A 17,934-nucleotide genomic window follows, 5' to 3' on the forward strand; every position below is an offset into this window, starting at 1 on the left:
ACCAGGCAGACCTCCGCCCGTATTTTGGAGCAGTCCCACCTGATTGCCCAGGCAGTCAAAGATAACCGCACCGCCGTTTTAGGCATGTTCTATCATCTGGCAGAGGGTGAAGTTGAGATTGTCTTCGCCTCGGAAAACCTGGCAGATCAGGTCTAAATTCTGAGAAATTTGATGGGTATTCATAGAGTATCCAAGCTGTCGACCGACGCAGCATCGGCAAGCAATCCCTCTTGCCTGCTTCGCTAGCGCTCAGAAAGGCAATTCACGCCAGACCCAGCCAGCTTGCCTCCTGCTGCGTCGGTCTCCAGCGCTACCTTGTGCATCAGCATCTTCGCTCCTCATATTTCGCAAAGTTGCAGCTTTTTCTACCCTCGACCATGTAGGACGAGCCCAAACAGACTAAGGTTAGAACTATGGCAGAAAACACTGAATACCGCATTGAACATGACACCATGGGTGAAGTTCGAGTTCCCAAAGACGCCCTCTACAGCGCACAGACTCAGCGCGCAGTGGAGAACTTCCCTCTCTCCGGTCAGACCCTCGAATCAGCGCATATCAAGGCGCTCGCCCTGATCAAGAAAGCTGCAGCAACCGCTAACGAAGAACTGAACGTGCTCGACGCTGAGCGCGCACAAGCAATTCGTGATGCCGCTGATTTGGTAGCGTCCGGTGAGTACGATGAACACTTCCCCATCGACGTCTTCCAGACCGGTTCGGGAACCTCCTCAAATATGAACACCAACGAGGTCCTCGCCAACCTGGCGAATAAAGCACTAGAAGGCAAGGACGTCTCGGTTCACCCTAACGACCACGTCAACGCTTCGCAGTCCTCTAACGACGTTTTCCCCACCTCAGTACACGTGGCAGCAACATCGGCGCTCATCAATGACTTGAAACCCGCCTTGGAATACCTCGCTGAGTCTTTGGAACGTAAAGCTGAGGAGTTCAATGACGTCGTCAAGTCGGGTCGTACCCACCTCATGGACGCAACCCCTGTAACTCTGGGTCAGGAGTTCTCCGGTTACGCAGCTCAGGTTCGCTATGGCATCGAGCGTATTGAGGCGTCTTTGCCCCGTGTAGCTGAAGTTCCCCTGGGCGGAACTGCTGTGGGCACCGGCATCAATACCCCCGATGGTTTCTCTGCTCGCGTGATTGAACTTCTCGCTGAAGAAACCGGTCTGCCCCTGACCGAAGCACGCAACCATTTTGAGGCTCAGGCAAACCGTGACGGTCTGATTGAAGCATCGGGTCAGTTGCGCAACATCGCCTACTCCTTCATGAAGATTAACAACGACCTTCGCTGGATGGGTTCTGGTCCAAACACTGGCCTGGGTGAGCTGCACATTCCTGATTTGCAACCTGGCTCATCTATCATGCCCGGTAAGGTCAACCCAGTGATTTGTGAGGCATCCATCATGGTTGCTGCGCAGGTCATCGGTAACGACACCACTATTGCGCTTTCCTCCACCAACGGTGCGTTTGAGCTCAACGTGGGTATTCCCGTCATGGCAGCTAACCTCCTGCAGTCAATTCGCTTGCTCACCAACACCTCCCGCGTGATGGCAGACAAGATGATTGACGGTTTGGAAGCTAACGTAGAGCGTGCCCGTTTCTTGGCTGAAGCTTCGCCGTCCACCGTAACTCCCATGAATAAGCTCATCGGTTACGAAGCCGCAGCAAAGATTGCTAAGTACTCGGTAGCGCACAAGGTCACTGTTCGTGAAGCTGTGATTGCGCTTGGTTATGTTGAACGTGGTGAAGTCACCGAAACTCAGCTCGATGAGGCGCTGGACGTCACCAAGATGCTCGGTAACTACTAAGCCTTCCATGACATTCCGGAGGTAAATCCCCGCCCTTGCTCTCAAGGGCGGGGATTTCTTTATATGACACAAAACTCTGTGATACCAACGATAAGCACCAGCGTTTCGAATCACAGTAGGCTTACTATAGGAATATTTCAGCAATCTAATCTGCTAAAGATAGAAGAAAGACAACGAAAGGGACACTTCAGTGAAACTTGCAGAACAAATAATCCAGCAGCTCATTGATGCCGGCGTCAAGCGTATTTACGGCGTCGTGGGTGATTCACTTAACCCAATTGTGGACGCCGTCCGCGAATCCGGCGGTTCCGCAAAGGGCGGTATCGACTGGGTACACGTTCGCCACGAAGAAGTTGCAGCTTTCGCAGCGAGCGCGGAAGCTCAGGTCACCGGTGAATTGGCAGTATGTGCTGGTTCCTGCGGTCCTGGCAATATGCACCTGATTAACGGGCTCTACGACGCACATCGTTCGCAAGCTCCTGTTCTGGCTATCGCCTCGCATATTCCTTCTGCTCAGATTGGCACCAGCTACTTCCAGGAGACCCACCCCGATCGCCTGTTCGCTGAGTGTTCCTCGTATTCAGAGATGGCGATTAATCCCGCACAGACCCTGCGCATCATGAATTCGGCTATGCGCCACGCCATCGGAAACCGCGGCGTCGCCGTCGTTTCGATTCCCGGTGATATCGCTGCGGAAGAGGCAGTGGAGAACGTTCCCGAGTGGGGAGATTTGCGCCGCGGCGCCATCGTTCCTGATCAGCAGACCATCCAGGAAATTGCCGATCGCATTAACAAGGCGGACAAGGTAGCTATCTTCGCTGGTGCCGGTGTGGAGGGTGCTCACAGCGAGTTGGTTGCCCTGGCAGATAAGGCTGCGGCTCCTGTGGGTCACTCCATGCGCGGCAAAATGTTTGTTCAGTACGACAACCCCTTCGACGTCGGCATGACCGGTCTGCTCGGTTACGGTGAAGCTGCAGAGGGCATGAAGGAAGCCGATCTGATGATTCTCATCGGCACCGACTTCCCCTACGATCAGTTCCTCCCCGATACCGACACCATCCAGATTGACCGCAACGCCGCCGTCATGGGCCGCCGCACCAACGTGGGTTTGATGGTCGAAGGGGACGCCGGGGCCACCTTGCGCGCCGTCCTGCCGCTGGTCAAGTACAAGAAGAACCGTAAGTTCCTCAAGAGCCTGCTCAAGAAGAACGAAGCCATCATGACCAAGGTCGTAGGAGCTTACGCTGAGAAGCCTTCCCGCAAGGGTCCTATTCACCCCGAATACGCTATGGCTATTTTGGACGAAGTTGCATCTGAAGACGCCATCTTCACTGCAGATACTGGCATGTGCAATGTGTGGACCGCTCGCTATGTCACCCCTAACGGCAAACGTCTTTTGCTCGGTTCGTTCCTCCACGGATCGATGGCGAATGCGATGCCCATGGCAATTGGTGCCCAGGTTTCCCAGCCCAACCGCCAGGTAATTTCAGTATCGGGCGACGGTGGACTCTCCATGCTGCTGGGCGATTTGCTCACTGCTAAGATGTACAACCTGCCCCTCACCGTGGTTGCGTTCAATAACTCAACTCTGGGTATGGTCAAACTCGAGCAGCTGGTGCAGGGCTTTGAAGATTATGGTGTGGATGTTCCTGCAACTAACTACGCGGACATCGCAGAAGCTATGGGCTTCCAGGCAATTCGAGTAACCCGCGCTAAGGATCTGAAGGCAGCCTACGAGAAGGCTCTTGCCCACAATGGTCCTTCGTTGGTCGAGGTTATTACCGACCCCAACGCTCTATCAATGCCTCCTGAGGTTGAAGCTAGCCAGATTGTTGGATTCGCGACGTCGCTGTCGAAAATTGCGCTGAACCGTGGCGCTGGTGAAGCTGTGGCTATGGCACGGTCGAACCTGCGCAACGCGCGTGCTTGGCGTCAGTTCTAACCTTCTAAAAATCGATTGACCGCCGTAGCGTGTTTTGACCATGAATACCTGGTCAAAACACGCTACGGCGGTCAAAACTTTTAACCTACAGCCCGAATGCTCCCCCGCTGACCAAAATCGCAATACCTAGCACAATCAGCACCAGCGGAAAGAGAAAACGCTCCCCTTTTTCAAGCAGTTCATCGATGCCTGGGCGGGTCGCTACAAATTTGGCGAGATAGACAAGTGCCACGGTCATCAGCAGGAAGAGCAACGAATACACCAGCACGCCCTGATAGCCCACGCTTAAAAAGACAGGCACATAGACGCCGATATTGTCTCCACCGTTTGCAAAAGTTACGGTTGCCACGGTTGCTATAGAGACGCCTCGGGAGCTATCAAGCTCATCGTCGTCCTCGCCACGAAATGCATCCCAAGCCGCTTTGAGCCCGAGAACCAGCGGGATTAAACCAAAATATGGGATAGCTTGTGGGGGCAAGAAAGTGTTCGCACCCCAGGCAGTCAGAATAGCCACGGCAAGGATACCCACGAACCCCACCATCTGACCGAGCATAATGCACGCGGTCGTTCTAGACTTTCCGGCTCCTCGGGCAAAAAAGAGCGAAAGGATAATGACGTCGTCGATGTTCGTGACGACAAATAACCCCATGGCTTGAATTATGTGAGTGAGCACTAGAAACCCCTTCTAAAATTGCTGTACAACTGATGTGTATTTTCTAGACCGATTCAAATCCGAAACGCGCGCCGTTGCGCCAATCTAGCGCAGCGTCGATGCGGTCAATCATGCGTTCCCCGCACAGATCGTTAATTTCCTCGCGGGTTGCCCAGTGAACCTCTGAGGATTCTTCATCGTTGACTTTCGCTTCACCCGCAACATATCTGCAAAAGAAAGTATGGTCTAAGAACTGACATTTGTCCCCATTAGAAAATTGCTGGGGTGGATCTGCTTTGAGCTGGGCAAATGCCACTACCTCGATGCTTACATTGGCTTCTTCTTGGGCTTCGCGGACGACGGTGAGCGCCGGATTCTCCCCCGGGTCCACGATGCCGGTAATCGGCGTCCAGCGCCCGTTATCTGACCGTTTAACCAGCAGAATTTTGCCGTCTGATTCGCGTTGAATGACTGCGGTAGCTCCAGAGAGCCACAGCATCTCATGACCAATTTTTGCTCTTAAGCTGGTAATAAATTCTGGTGTTGGCATGAAGGACTCCTCCAGTTTAGGCGGGTATAAAAAGGGCGAAGGTGGCGCCGATGAGCATGAAAGGGCCAAACGGGATATGGGTTTTTGCACGTGCTTTGCGGGTCACCACCAGCGCAACGCTCACCAAACCTCCCAGTACAAAAGCAATGAGAGTTGCCCAAATAATATTGAGAGGAGCAACAAAACCGCATATCAAACCGATAATGCCGGCAAGTTTAACGTCGCCTAGACCCAGTGCGTTGCGGGAAGCTTTGCGTAGAATCCAGTAAGACCCCATCAGAAAGACAGCACTATAGGTGCTCTGGCGGGCGTGCCAAAAATCATCGCTCAGTATGAAAATCAGAAAAATCGGTATGCCCACCCAGAGATACAGTGGAAGAACGATTCGATCCGGTAAGCGGTGCTCGCGGATATCAATGACACTTAAGCGCACTCCCTGAAACAGAAAAACAACCAGCGCGAACACCAGCAAAGCGCCTTGAACGCCGGCTACTACATGCCCTGCACTAGCCTGCGCAAAATAATGGTTTAGGTAAACCTGCATGAAAAAGTATCAGCTTATGAGCCGTAGCGGCGCTGGCGGTTGGAGAAATCTCTGAGAGCCCGCAAGAAATCGACGCGACGGAAATCAGGCCACAGAGCTTCGCAGAAGTAAAACTCAGAATAGGCGGATTGCCATGTCAGAAAGCCAGAGAGCCGTTGCTCACCCGAGGTGCGAATCAATAAATCAGGGTCAGGCATACCCTTGGTGTAAAGGTGGCGGCTAATATCTTCGATATCAAGACCAGCGGCTACCTCTTGCATCGAACGCCCCGCGGCCGCCTCTTCTTTGAGGAGTTCACGAACGGCGTCCACAATCTCCTGCCGCCCGCCGTACCCCACGGCGATATTCACTTGAAGGTCAGAGATTTCCTCGGTTTGCTCCCCAGCTGCGTCAAATGCTTGGCACAGCGACGCCGGCAAAGAGGTCAGTTGCCCCACCGGCCGAATTTTGCCTACTTTACTCTCAGCGAGGTAACCCACCAGGTTCTCGATGACGTCCAGCAAATCTGCCAGTTCGGCAGGGCTCCGCTTGAGGTTTTCAGTAGAAAGCATGTAGAGAGTCACCATCGGAATGCCCAATTCCCTGCACCATGACAGAAAATCGACCACGTTCTTAGCACCCGCCTCATGCCCGTGTTTGGTGCTCTCCCCCAGTTGCGCTGCCCAGCGGCGGTTGCCGTCCATCAGCACACCAATATGTTGGGGAAGTTTGTCTGCAGGAATTGCACCAGCCAGTGAGCGCTCGTACACGTTATACAGTGGCTGAGATAGCTTCACGGATCTGGCTCCTTAGGCATCAATGGACGTATTGCGGTACCAACACACGGTTGGGCAACACTTTTTATCGTACCGCAGTCTCTCCGCGGTCGCGGTGATGCGCGGAGGCAGTAGAGTCTTTCCCGCAATAGAGGGATAATAGGTGCAACGATTGGTCAAAGAGATGTGAGGTTCTGATGTCAACTGTTGCGTCTTCAAAGAATAAGAAATCTCGCAGGAAAGTTCCTGCACCCATCGTCATCAACGGTGTTGAGTTGAAACCGCTGATGCGCGGATGGCTTCACGCGGGGTTCGCCCCGTTCGTTTTTGTGGCGGGCATCGTCCTGATTGCGCTCTCCGGCGGCGGACGTTTGGGGCTGGGGTGCGCGATTTTTGCACTAACCGGCGTCATGCTTTTTGGTTTTTCTGGAATGTATCACCGCGCTTATTGGCCCGAGCGTCTGCGCTTGTTCTTCAAACGGCTCGACCATGCAAACATTGCCCTCGTTATAGCTGGCACCTACACGCCTCTTGCTATGGCTCTTCTGAGCGATGCACAGCAGACCACGTTGCTCTGGATTATTTGGGCATGCGCGCTGTCGGTGGTTCTGTTTAGGGTTCTATGGACGCACGCGCCGCGCTGGCTCTATACCCCAATTTATGTGGTGATGGGGTTGATGGCGGTGTTCTACCTCGGCGACTTCTGGCAGGTATCTCCCCCGGCGACCGTCCTAGTGGCGGTAGGTGGAGCCATCTATATCTTGGGCGCGGTGTTTTACGCTCTCAAACGCCCCCACCTGTCCCCGCGTTATTTCGGCTTTCACGAGCTATTTCATGTGTGCACCATTATCGGTTTCACGCTGCACTATATAGCAGTTGTCTTCGCGATTTCTTCCTGAATCCCTGGGCGCAGGCATAGTATTGGGGCGGCTCATAAGGAAAAGAAACAACTCCAGCCCGGCTCAGCAGTTATAAGCAATCACCTCATGCAGTGCAAAGAAAAGGGGCTTCCCATCGGGAGCCCCTTATGTTTACAAATGGAAATTTTCTCGTGTCTCAGATTTCAACGCCAGATTCTTCAGATCATCAGCTGTGGTGACCGAGACCGACCCCTCTTGCTCTTGGAGGGCGCGAGCGCGCTCTTCTGCCTCACGCGCCATCGCGTACTCGTTGCGGTAGCGTAGACGGCGCGCACGTCGAGTCATATCCAACATCAGCAAAATAATCCCGATACCCAGAATCAACGTGATAATAAATCCCATGATTCCAGGGGAACCGGTCGGCGAGCCGTCCTGGTTATACTGCTGTTGCGTGGCATCGGCTGCAACAATTACTGTGCTAGCTAGAAGAGGGTAAATCACGTTTCTTGTATCCCATCAGTGACGGCGCGGGCGCTACAGCACCCTTATTCAGCCTTATTTTACGCGTTTATTCAGATTATTTGGAGTCTGACCGCTAGTTCGAGAAATCGATACCATCGGCGAAGTCAAATTCTGGTAGTTCTGTTTTGACGCGCGAATCAATGAGTACGTAATCTTCCCAGGGCCAGATGTCGCGCTGCTGTTCGGGGCTGACGGCGAAGAAAAGATCTCCGGGAGCTACCTGCGAAGCGTGGGCGAGCAGGGCTTGGTCGCGCCGGGTGAAGTACTCGACAGCTGGAATTTTCGTGGTGGTTTGGTGGCGGGAAACCGGCGGAATCTTCCCCTCTTCAGCCTCCTGGCGCATCGCAATCCACTGGGCATAGGGGCTGTCTAGTCCCTGCTCCAGCAGAAATTCATGGAAAGCAAGAATACGCTGAGGGTTAAAGGCAAGGTCATAGTAAAGCTTGGCAGGCGCCCAAGGCTTGCCCTCGTTGGGGTATGCAGAAGCGTCACCTGCTTTTTCATATGCTTCTACCGCAACTTTATGACTCATAATGTGGTCGGGGTGGGGGTAGCCGCCGTTTTCGTCGTAGCTGAGAATAACGTGGGGCTTGAAATCCCGGACAAGACGAATCAGTGGCGCTGCGGCGTGTTCCAGCGACAGCGTGGCAAAGCTACCCCAGGGCAGCGGGGGAAGCGGATCGCACTCAGGTAGTCCTGAATCTACAAACCCAATCCAGCGGTGTTCGATGCCCAAAACTTTGGCAGCCTCTGCCATTTCCTGCCGACGCAAGCTCGGCAGGTCACGGAAAGCTGCGGGGTTCTCTTTTACCGCTTCGTTGAGAACGTCGCCGCGTTCGCCACCGGTCATGGTTGCAACCATGACGCGCGCGCCACGCTCAGCGTAGGCGGCCATAGTGGCAGCGCCTTTGGAGGATTCGTCGTCGGGGTGTGCGTGTACAGCAAGAATACGCAAGCCCGAGTAATCGTCCGCCAGAGGCTTGAGCTCAGAGAGCAACGATGTATTCGGTTCTTCTGCGGTATTCAATGAATTATTTGTAACGCTCACCAAGGAAACTCCATGATTTCTTCGATATGGTAGAAAGAGGTATGTGGGCGCATCTTTAAAAGCGCCATAGTTAGTCTAGCTAATAGACCTGAAAATATACCGATGGATATTACCCAGTGTGAATGGAGATTGAGCATGTCTAGCTCCTTGGACTCCCGCTATGGAACAGCGAATCGGCGTCAAAAGCTACCGCGCTCATTCTGGATTTCACTGGCTGTGATTGTCTCTGTGATTGGTATTGCATTTGTGGGTTGGGTTCAACTGCATCAGGCGTCATCCAGCCCAGATTTTAGGGACATCAGCCACAATCTCAAGAGCGACGACGAAGTCACGCTGACCTTCGAGGTGGTCAAAGACCCCGAATCTACGGCAATCTGCGCGCTGAAAGCACTGAATGAAGCCAGCGCGCCGGTGGGATGGACCGAAGTCACTATCGGCCCCAATTCGCCGGAGATGGGTGACTCTACCGTCCGCCAGCAAACCTCAACGGTGCGAGTTCTTTCCACTGCCACTACGGTCACAGTCGACCGCTGCTGGAACGCCGGCTAAAGACGCTGCCTCCCCCAGCTCGTCATATATCGCTTGAGACTAATACCACTGCGAATATTAGCCAAACACACTAAGTGCACGTAGAATAGGGCACATTCGAACGGGGCTGGTTGCCAGCCCCGCTTATTATGTAACTACAGATTCCCGTCTGTATGGAAGGAGAACATCATGGCTGAAGAAACTGAAGGCGCTTGGATGACCCAGGATGCATACGATCGTCTCCAGGAGGAGCTCGACCGTATCTCTGGTCCTTACCGCCAGGAAATCATTGAGCGTATCGCAGCCGCCCGCGATGAGGGCGACCTCAAAGAAAACGGTGGCTACCACGCTGCCCGCGAAGAGCAGTCCAAGAATGAGGGTCGCATCGCGCAGCTCAAGCACCTGCTAGAGACTGCACAGGTAGGCGAGCCTTTGAAAGACGACGGCGTCGTCGAGCCCGGCATGGTCGTTGAAGCTGAAATTGCTGGCAAGACCATGAAGTTCCTCTTGGGCTCCCGCGAAGTAGCGGAAACTCTGGTGGGTGATGAAGACCTGCAGGTTTTCTCTGAGAAGTCACCGATGGGTTCTGCAATCAACGGGCATAAGGTAGGCGACAAGGTCTCCTACGAAGCTCCCAATGGTAAGACCATGGAAGTTCTTATTAAGACCGCTAAGCCTTTCTCTGCATAGGGCATAGACAGCCCTCAAAGCGCGCTGAACACATAAAGCCCGGCTGAGTTCTCACTCAGCCGGGCTTTACTAATCCCTCAGAATTTCTTAATACACCACGATAGGCTGGTAACCTGCATCGGTTAATGCTGAGAGAACTTCTTCGCAGTGCTCATTTCCTTTGGTTTCCATATCAATGGTGATAGAGACATCACCCATGGATAGCGCACCGCCCACGCGGGTATGGTCGACGCCGGTGACGTTGGCGTCCAGCGAGGAGATAATGGAGGAAATGGTGGTCAACTCACCCGGTCGGTCGTGCAGCATCATTTTGATGGTGAGATAGCGGCCAGCGGCCGAAAGACCTCGCTGAATAACTTTGAGCATCAACATGGGGTCAATATTTCCGCCCGACAGCAGGCAGACGGTAGTGCCCAGATTCCCGTATTTTTTCTCGATTGCACGATCCATGATTGCTGCCACCGGCACTGATCCGGCTGGTTCAACCACCAGTTTGTTGCGCTCCATCAAGAAAATCAGTGCACGCGCAATATCGTCTTCAGAAACCGTATGGACGTCGTCCACCAGCTCTTTGATGATGTCAAAAGGCATTTGACCCGGTCGACCTACGGCAATGCCGTCTGCGATGGTGGAGACTTTTTTCAGCGGCACTAAAGCGTCGGCAGCCAGCGACGGCGGGTAAGCGGCGGCATGTTCTGCCTGCACGCCGATGATTCGGATTTTTCGCCCCAATTTTTCTTCGAGCGCTCGAACCGTGACTGAAATGCCTGCCAGAAGTCCGCCACCGCCGACTCCAACAATAATGGTTTCGACGTCGGGGACCTGTTCAATAATTTCCAGGCCGATCGTCCCCTGACCAGCGATAATATCCGCATTATCGAAGGGATGTACGAAGACGGCGCCGGTTTCCTCGGCATACCGCTTTGCTTCTGCGAGCGCCTCATCGACCGTAGCGCCGTGCAGAATAACCTCAGCGCCGCGGGACTTCGTAGCTGCGATCTTGGGCAGAGCCGCGCCCAACGGCATGTAAATACGTGCCTTAATGCCAAGTTGTTCAGCAGCTAGAGCAACACCTTGTGCGTGGTTACCTGCCGAAGCGGCAACCACACCGTGAGCTTTTTGCTCGGCGGAGAGCCTAGCCATACGAACGTATGCTCCGCGCACTTTGAAGGAACCCGACCGTTGCAGATTCTCACATTTGAGGTAAACCTCGGAGCCCAACGCGTTTGTGAGGGCCCTCGAGTGTTCCACCGGCGTCAGCTCAATCACCGATTCAAGAAGTTCGGCAGCCTGTTGAACGTCATCGAGAGTTACCGGTAATTCAAGTGCAGAATACGCCACGGTGGGTTCCTTCATCTGGTGGATACATATCTTCAACGTGAACTAAGCATAGTACCCAGTCACCCTGCAGAAGGGATTAGATTCCAATGGATGAAACGTCTTTATCGTGGCCGTCTTTTCTCAAAGCTTCTAGACGTTCTCTGACCATCTGGGCAATGTCTTTCTTCTTCTGGCGTTCAATTTCGTGTTCAAAGAGGAAAGGTTCGGAGCGAATCGAAGAGTCATCTTCCCATTCCCGATGAGCGAGGTAGCGAATCACGGTGTTGATGACAGCCAAGATAGGTACGGCGAACAGAGCACCGGCAATACCAAAGAGCAAGGATCCACCAGCTACACCCAAGAACACAGCAAGCGGGTGAAGCGAAACAGCTTTACCCATGACCAGCGGCTGAAGGATGTGCCCCTCAATCTGCTGAACGATAATCACCATCAGCAGCATGAGCAAAGCATTCACCAGACCGTTTGCTACCAGGGCAAGCAATACTGCTACCGCACCGGTCACAACAGCACCCACCATAGGAATAAATGAGCCGATAAAGACTAAGACGGCAACGGGTAGTGCAAAAGGAACGCCCAAGAAGAATGCAGAAAGTCCGATACCTACGGCGTCGATAAAAGCAACCAGAACCTGCATGTGTACGTAGCTCACAAGCGACTTCCACCCACGGCGTCCTGCACCATTGAGGGGACGGCGAGCTGCTTTAGGGAATAGACCGACGAGGAAGAGCCAGATCCGCTCGCCCTCCATCAAGAAGAAGATCAGGGCAAAGAGGCAGATAATCAAGCCGGTACCGAAATCAGCAGCGGTAGATCCTACTGAAGCCACACCCGATAGAACGGTAGAAGAATTCTCTTTCAACCAGTTCGCAAACTGCGAGATATAGCTGTCAATCTGTTCTGCACCAAAGTTAAACGGTAGGTTCTGCAAGGACGCCATGAGCTGGTTATATCCTTCTACCACCTGAGTAGACAGAGAGGAAAAACCGCTGGTCAGTTGCTGTCCGACCAAGGTCAGCAGAAGAATGACACCGATAATCAGCCCGAGCTCGGCGATAGCGGTGGCAAGACCTGCACGGATTTTATGGCGTCGCAAAAAATACACGACGGGAACAATGAGAGCAGCTAGCAAAACCGCTACTGCCAAAGATATTACAATCAGGCTCACCTTAGAGAGAGCAGTAAAAATGGCATAACCGGCAATTCCCACGACAATCAGACGCCAAGCCCATTCTGCTGCGGTGGATAGCGCAAAAGGAATGTAGGCGCCGGCTGTACGAGCGCTACTTCCACCTCGTATATCCCGACTATCAAGCTCTAGATTTTCATTCATATTCATATTCATTTCATCGATGGAGAGGGCAGATATGCTGAATCAATTTACTCAATAAAGAAACCCCCTTATTCATCTATAGTAGGGGATGGAATATCTCTGCAATATGAGAAAGACGCACACATCATTATGATGTGCGCGTCTTCTCTAGAGCTTTAAGGACTCTTCGGATTAGTCATCAGCTAATGAGCGGGCGTAATAGATTACGCGCAGAATTTCGATGTAGAGCCAGACCAAAGTGACGACCAGTCCGAATGCTAGGCGCCATGATTCGCGCTCTGGAGCACCGTATTGTACAGCTTCGTTTACGTTGGTGAAGTCCAGGACCAGCGAGTAAGCGCCCATCAGGATAGCTAACAGACCAACAATAAGACCCAGCGGAATTCCAAAGAGCTCGGAATCGCGCATATTTGTTTGGAAGAAAATTGCAGAGCCCAAGTTAATCATGCAGAACACGAAGTATGCAATCATCGCGCCCAAGAACACCTTGGTGACCTTGGATGATGCGCGTACCTTACCCGAGCGGAAAAGCGCCAGCATGGTAGCAAAAACGATGAGGGTACCTAGAACAGCTTGCCCCACAATGCCGGGGTATACGGACTCGAAGAAGACCGAAATACCGCCCAGCGCCATACCTTCGAGAAGGGAGTAACCCATCACCAAAGCGGGCGAAACCTTTTTCTTAAAGGAGTTCACCAGACCAAGAATGAGACCACCGAAAACACCTACGAACATCAAAATGGGCATAAACCAACCCAGGGCAGCGCCCACGATGACCAAGCCGAGGTTCAAACCGGTCTTGACGATGACGTCGTTAATCGTCAACCGATTGGTGTCAGCAGGTCCTGCCGAAGGAGCTCGATACATCGAGTTCAAATCCTCAGCAGTGGGCTGAGCATATTGACCCTGAGCATACTGGTTCTGACCGTACTGGGGTTGTGCGTAGCCGGTACCGTAGCCGTGAGGTTGTGCAGAATAATTTTGTCCAGCAGTAGCGCTATCGGCGCCGAAGCGACCAAAGCGCGAATCTTGCTTCTGCGAATTAGTCATGGATTGAATAAGGGGATTGCCAGCCAAGGCTTTCAGTACTCCTCTATAGTTTCAGTGATTTTATGAAATGTTATCCCAAATGTACCTACAAATCGAGAGGGTTTACCTGCTGGTGAACAATTCCCAGCCAGTGTTCACTTTCAATAATTACTGCTGGGCGCTCTCTAATTGGTCGAGCTTGACCTCGATATATTTCAGTACCGCGCCGTCCTCGTTCGTGCCAATAACGGTGTCGGCAACAGCCTTTACATGGGGGGCAGCGTTTTCTACGGCGATCCCCTCCCCTACATACTGCAACATCTCAAGGTCATTGGAATTATCGCCAAAGGCAATCATTTCTTCGGGTTTAATGCCCAGCTCCTGCCCCACCCATTTGAGAGCAGAACCCTTATTCACGCCACGTGAGACCAAATCTATCGCGCCGAAACCGCTGGCTACAGGAACAACGTTAGAGGGCAACAGATCCACCAGTTGCTTCAAGATGTTCTCAATATCCCGCCGGTGAGTTTGCAACGCGAACTTAACCACCGATGCATCTCCCATCTCATCCAAGCTCTCAATCACCTGAGTGTCAGGATAGAAACGATTGATAAAGCTGATGTAGTCCAATTCTCGGGGTACTTCGGCACCTAAGAACTCCATGTGTTCACGCACAATGCGGGTGATGGGTTCTGCGCGGTCACGAATCAGAAAAGCTCCCTCATGGGCGGAAATGATAAAACCGAGATCGGGAAACTGGTCCAAAACTTTAACCACAGCAGCAACTGTCTCGGGGGAAAAAGCAGAAATGAGGATATCTCTATCTTCTCGCGCTATGTAGCCTCCGTTTTCAGCCACATAGAGGATGTTTCTGCCCAAAAAGTCTTGCATGTACTGCAATAGCTTGGGAAACTGGTTACCGCTAGCCACCACGAACTTAACGTCGAGTTTTTCCATGCGCGTTAGTAACCGGCCAAAATATTCATGGTCGAATGTCTTCTCGGCATCGGTGAGTAGCGTTCCGTCCATATCGGTGGCAATAAGTTTGAGCGTCAAGGTTTCTCCCAACCTGAGTAGTGTCTGAGCTTACATCCAAACCTACCTTGAAAGCTCATCAATATGCACGGTTTAAACAAATATCAACTTGCTTTCAACACATTTATGGATTTCAATATCTCTTTTGAGGGCTCAATAAGGCTAGGCTGAGTAATATCACACGCATATATAGAGGATTTCTCATGAGTTATGAGCCGAGCGCATCATCTCCAGCGCCAACTTCGGACAGGCTTTTCTTCAAGTACATTATGGAGAATGGCCCTAGTTCTCGTGCAAAAATAGCAGCTGAGCACAATCTTTCCCGCCCCACTGCCTCTGAGGCTGCTTCGCGTCTGTTGGAGCGCGGCTACATCAAGGCGTTGGCAAAGGATGCCGGAGCCTCTGGCAAGCGCGGTAGAGTACCAGGACTCTACGACCTTTCAGAGTCCTTGGGATGTCTCCTCACCGTTATTGCCGAGATTGATCGCTTGAGTGCCGCTCTCTACAATCTTCGCGGTGAGCAACTTTCCGAAGCATCAGTATCTACCTACTGGGAAAGTAGTGAGGTCATCCAGCATGCTTTGGAAACCCTGATTGATGAGCTGGTCAAAGACATTTCCCTTCCGGTACTTGCCGCGACTGTGGCAGTGGTCTCCCCTGTCAATCCCAATACCCAGCAGTTGGGGAATATCCCCGACATGGGGCACCACGATCAACCTCTAGATTTCTATAGTTACCTCACCGAACGTTTCAATTGCCCTGTTATGGTTGACGACCGCATCAACTGGGTTTTACTGAATGAAACTCGTGAAGGTATTGCCCAACACGTCCCCGTAGTGCTGGGTATTCATCTGAACGAAGGAATCTCTGCAGCTCTTGCCATCAACGGTCGCCTCTATCGAGGAGCATCGGGGCGCAACGGCCTCATCCACTTAGTTACTGCAGAAAACAAGAGTTTGCGGCAGCGCCTGCAACATCTCGGAGTGGTCGATGAGCACAGCTTTATCCGAGACGACGGCGGCTACCTCAATTTCGAGAAAACCGCTGAACTCATTGTGGCTGATCCGGAATCCGAAAGTTCCCAGCTCTACCTCATGAGCCTTGCAGAGAGCATCGTCAACGCAGCAATTATTACAGACCCCTCGGCGCTTCTATTGACCGGCCCCGCCGTCGAAAATAAGGCGTTCTTGAGCCTGCTCACCGAGCTCATCAGCGAAAAATACCCCTGGCACGATCTCAACATCATTGTCAGTGAGGACGGTGCGCGCGCTATCCGTGATGGTGTTCGTGAAGGCTCTCATCTGCTCGCGATGGTACGTTTGGGGCTTGCTAATCCCCATGAACTGGGATTGCTTTATCCCCATCGACCCATCAACTTTAGAATCAGCGCTCCAGCAAATGAGTACAAGTAGAGACTAATCTCTCTCCTAATACCTGTTTCATATGCAAAAGCGCACCGGCTCATGAGAGCCGGTGCGCTTTTTATCTCTGCCTCTGCTGCAGGCTGAAATCATGGTGCTCCCACTGGGACTCGAACCCAGAACACAAGGATTTTAAGTCCTCTGCCTCTGCCAATTGGGCTATGGGAGCTGAGCTGTGCCTACCGCCAAAACGGTAGGCACAGAAAACTATCTAGTTATTTATACCAGAAAATTCGGAATACGTTATATTCCGCCGTAAGAAGGCGTCTCGATTAGAGACGTGCCTTTGACTTTTCAGGAGCGGTACCGGTAGCAGTTTGGAATGCGTGGCGGGGTGAACGCTGGTGACGAATCGAAGTGGTGTCGCGACCGAAGATCTGGTTCATAGCCCAGCCAGCAACCACGCGAGCGGTACGCTCGGTGGTGGGGATAGCCATGCCGTGGTAACCGCGGTGCATCAACCATGCAAGAGGACCGCTGATGCTCTTGCCCTTGATGTTTGCAACGCCCTTCCAGGAGCCCAGACCTGCTACTGCACCCATGTTCTCGTGGTAGTAGTCGGTCAAGGACTCGCCGCGGCGAGCTGCCAAGAGGTTTTCAGCAAGCTTAACTGCCTGACGTGAGGCGTGCTGCGCGTTAGGTACGCAGAAGCCGCCAACGCCGCCACCGGAGAGGTCAGGAACAGCAGCGTTATCGCCAGCTGCCCATGCGCCTTCGATAACACCGTTATCGCCGGTAACACGCAAATCTGCGCCTACGCGAACGCGACCGCGCTCGTCGATGGGGAAATCAGTGTCTTTGAGCATGGGTGAAGCGGCAACGCCTGCAGTCCAAATCAAAGTATCGGTGTCGAGTTCACCGGCAGGGGACTTATCACCCATGTTGATGAGCGCCAAGTGGCCATCAGTTGCGTCTGCAAGAGAGGTATTCAACAGAACCTCGATGCCGCGGGCACGAAGTTCAGCAACAACCTTCTCTGCACGGTCAGCAGGAACCTCAGGCATAATGCGAGGAGCAGCTTCAACCAATACAAAACGCAAATCTGAAACGCGCAGACGATCGTTACGCTTAACAGCTTCACGGGCCATATCTTCGAGTTCGGCAATGGTTTCAATACCTGCGAAACCGCCACCGACAATAACGAAGGTCAACGCACGACGGCGAGCGTCTTCGTTCTCTTCCAAAGAAGCAACTTCGATACGCTCAAGAACCCAGTTGCGTACAGCAACAGCTTCTTCAACGCTCTTCATGCCAATAGCTACTTCAGCAAGACCGGGGATGGGGAACGCACGAGTTACAGCGCCTGCGCCCAAAACAATCTCGTCATAGGTAATGTCAAAAGCTTCGCCAGCGTCGATAGGCTCAACGGTAGCGGTCTTGGTAGCGTGGTTAATCTTGGTGATACGTCCACCAACGATTTCGGTGTCGCGCAGGTGCTGGCGCAAAGGAACGGTAGCGTTGCGTCCTTCTATGGAACCTGCTGCAACTTCGGGAAGGAAGGGCTGGTAGGTCATGTAGGGGTTAGGCTCAACGATGGTAACAACGCCGCCGGTTTCTTTCACAGCTTTCTGAATCTTCTGTGCCACGGTGAAGCCCACGTAACCGCCGCCTACGATAAGTACGCGAGGACGATCCTGAGCCAATTTGGTGAATGCCATATTATGCTTCTTCCTTGTCTTCTAGGTGGTGCTTTAGACAGCACATACCATAGTCTGCGCCGAAAATATTTACTTTAAAAATAACACCTTTTAGATAGTGGTGTACTCGGGCAGATGAGTACATTTGCTCATAGGCTATCTTGCCATCTTAAAGCAACAAATAACATTTGCACCGCGGAAGAGCGGCACAGATTTAGCTGAAAGATAAC

At 52.6% G+C, this 17,934-nt stretch carries 17 protein-coding genes and 1 tRNA gene; 6 read left to right on the forward strand and 12 right to left on the reverse strand.

Features of this window, described 5'->3' with window-relative positions:
• The first annotated feature begins 413 nt into the window (after positions 1 to 413).
• A complete protein-coding gene (locus A7E48_RS09670; RefSeq protein ID WP_068172837.1) occupies positions 414 to 1,820 on the forward strand; it encodes a class II fumarate hydratase in 1,407 nt (468 codons plus the stop codon).
• Between the two features lie 190 nt (positions 1,821 to 2,010).
• On the forward strand, positions 2,011 to 3,762 hold the full coding sequence (locus tag A7E48_RS09675) for a pyruvate dehydrogenase (protein WP_068172840.1): 1,752 nt from the start codon (positions 2,011 to 2,013) through the stop codon (positions 3,760 to 3,762).
• Positions 3,763 to 3,847: 85 nt separating this feature from the next.
• Here A7E48_RS09675 and A7E48_RS09680 read toward each other — a convergent pair whose 3' ends face one another.
• The 4 genes from A7E48_RS09680 to A7E48_RS09695 all read right to left on the reverse strand — a co-directional run bounded on the left by A7E48_RS09680 (position 3,848) and on the right by A7E48_RS09695 (position 6,284).
• Positions 3,848 to 4,411: a cadmium resistance transporter gene (locus tag A7E48_RS09680; RefSeq protein WP_083147357.1), complete on the reverse strand. Its 564-nt coding sequence runs from the start codon at positions 4,409 to 4,411 to the stop codon at positions 3,848 to 3,850.
• 67 nt (positions 4,412 to 4,478) lie between these two features.
• Positions 4,479 to 4,964 carry an NUDIX domain-containing protein gene (locus A7E48_RS09685; RefSeq protein WP_068172844.1) on the reverse strand — a complete coding sequence of 162 codons (486 nt, stop codon included), beginning with the start codon at positions 4,962 to 4,964 and terminating at the stop codon, positions 4,479 to 4,481.
• A gap of 16 nt (positions 4,965 to 4,980) precedes the next feature.
• The gene (locus A7E48_RS09690) at positions 4,981 to 5,508 is read right to left on the reverse strand and encodes an A24 family peptidase (RefSeq protein ID WP_068172845.1); all 528 of its coding nucleotides are present in this window, start codon (positions 5,506 to 5,508) and stop codon (positions 4,981 to 4,983) included.
• A 14-nt stretch (positions 5,509 to 5,522) separates the two neighbouring features.
• Positions 5,523 to 6,284 carry an isoprenyl transferase gene (locus tag A7E48_RS09695; RefSeq protein WP_068172846.1) on the reverse strand — a complete coding sequence of 254 codons (762 nt, stop codon included), beginning with the start codon at positions 6,282 to 6,284 and terminating at the stop codon, positions 5,523 to 5,525.
• A gap of 176 nt (positions 6,285 to 6,460) precedes the next feature.
• Here A7E48_RS09695 and A7E48_RS09700 point away from each other — a divergent pair, with 176 nt between their 5' ends.
• Complete coding sequence (locus A7E48_RS09700) at positions 6,461 to 7,162, forward strand: hemolysin III family protein (protein ID WP_083147352.1); 702 nt, start codon at positions 6,461 to 6,463, stop codon at positions 7,160 to 7,162.
• A 132-nt stretch (positions 7,163 to 7,294) separates the two neighbouring features.
• Here the strand turns inward: A7E48_RS09700 and A7E48_RS09705 are convergent, their stop codons facing one another.
• Both A7E48_RS09705 and mca read right to left on the reverse strand, forming a co-directional pair.
• Positions 7,295 to 7,624 (reverse strand): hypothetical protein, encoded by a 330-nt coding sequence (locus A7E48_RS09705; protein ID WP_068172849.1) that lies wholly within the window; start codon positions 7,622 to 7,624, stop codon positions 7,295 to 7,297.
• Between the two features lie 94 nt (positions 7,625 to 7,718).
• Entirely contained in the window at positions 7,719 to 8,642 is a 924-nt protein-coding gene (gene mca / locus A7E48_RS09710) for a mycothiol conjugate amidase Mca (RefSeq protein ID WP_198924145.1), read from the reverse strand.
• A 186-nt stretch (positions 8,643 to 8,828) separates the two neighbouring features.
• Between mca and A7E48_RS09715 the strand changes: the two genes are divergently transcribed.
• Together A7E48_RS09715 and greA are read left to right on the forward strand one after the other, a co-directional pair.
• Positions 8,829 to 9,242, forward strand: coding sequence for a DUF4307 domain-containing protein (locus tag A7E48_RS09715; protein ID WP_158004418.1), 414 nt, complete (start codon positions 8,829 to 8,831; stop codon positions 9,240 to 9,242).
• Between the two features lie 168 nt (positions 9,243 to 9,410).
• Positions 9,411 to 9,911 carry a transcription elongation factor GreA gene (gene greA / locus A7E48_RS09720; RefSeq protein WP_068172857.1) on the forward strand — a complete coding sequence of 167 codons (501 nt, stop codon included), beginning with the start codon at positions 9,411 to 9,413 and terminating at the stop codon, positions 9,909 to 9,911.
• A gap of 87 nt (positions 9,912 to 9,998) precedes the next feature.
• On the opposite strand, the gene ilvA is transcribed toward greA, so the two are convergent.
• The 4 genes from ilvA to A7E48_RS09740 form a co-directional block, all read right to left on the reverse strand.
• Positions 9,999 to 11,267 (reverse strand): threonine ammonia-lyase, encoded by a 1,269-nt coding sequence (ilvA, locus tag A7E48_RS09725; protein WP_068172859.1) that lies wholly within the window; start codon positions 11,265 to 11,267, stop codon positions 9,999 to 10,001.
• Positions 11,268 to 11,328: 61 nt separating this feature from the next.
• The gene (locus A7E48_RS09730) at positions 11,329 to 12,582 is read right to left on the reverse strand and encodes an AI-2E family transporter (RefSeq protein ID WP_083147358.1); all 1,254 of its coding nucleotides are present in this window, start codon (positions 12,580 to 12,582) and stop codon (positions 11,329 to 11,331) included.
• Positions 12,583 to 12,753: 171 nt separating this feature from the next.
• Positions 12,754 to 13,659: a Bax inhibitor-1/YccA family protein gene (locus A7E48_RS09735; RefSeq protein ID WP_141669444.1), complete on the reverse strand. Its 906-nt coding sequence runs from the start codon at positions 13,657 to 13,659 to the stop codon at positions 12,754 to 12,756.
• Between the two features lie 120 nt (positions 13,660 to 13,779).
• Positions 13,780 to 14,667 carry a Cof-type HAD-IIB family hydrolase gene (locus tag A7E48_RS09740; RefSeq protein WP_141669445.1) on the reverse strand — a complete coding sequence of 296 codons (888 nt, stop codon included), beginning with the start codon at positions 14,665 to 14,667 and terminating at the stop codon, positions 13,780 to 13,782.
• Between the two features lie 182 nt (positions 14,668 to 14,849).
• Between A7E48_RS09740 and A7E48_RS09745 the strand changes: the two genes are divergently transcribed.
• Entirely contained in the window at positions 14,850 to 16,058 is a 1,209-nt protein-coding gene (locus A7E48_RS09745; protein WP_083147354.1) for an ROK family protein, read from the forward strand.
• A gap of 101 nt (positions 16,059 to 16,159) precedes the next feature.
• Here the strand turns inward: A7E48_RS09745 and A7E48_RS09750 are convergent.
• A tRNA-Leu gene (locus A7E48_RS09750) sits at positions 16,160 to 16,236 on the reverse strand.
• Between the two features lie 103 nt (positions 16,237 to 16,339).
• A complete protein-coding gene (locus A7E48_RS09755) occupies positions 16,340 to 17,725 on the reverse strand; it encodes an NAD(P)/FAD-dependent oxidoreductase (RefSeq protein ID WP_068172866.1) in 1,386 nt (461 codons plus the stop codon).
• Between the last annotated feature and the right edge of the window lie 209 nt (positions 17,726 to 17,934).

The sequence above is a fragment of the Rothia sp. ND6WE1A genome (genome assembly GCF_001683935.1).
GTDB classification, from domain to species: Bacteria; Actinomycetota; Actinomycetes; order Actinomycetales; family Micrococcaceae; genus Rothia; species Rothia amarae.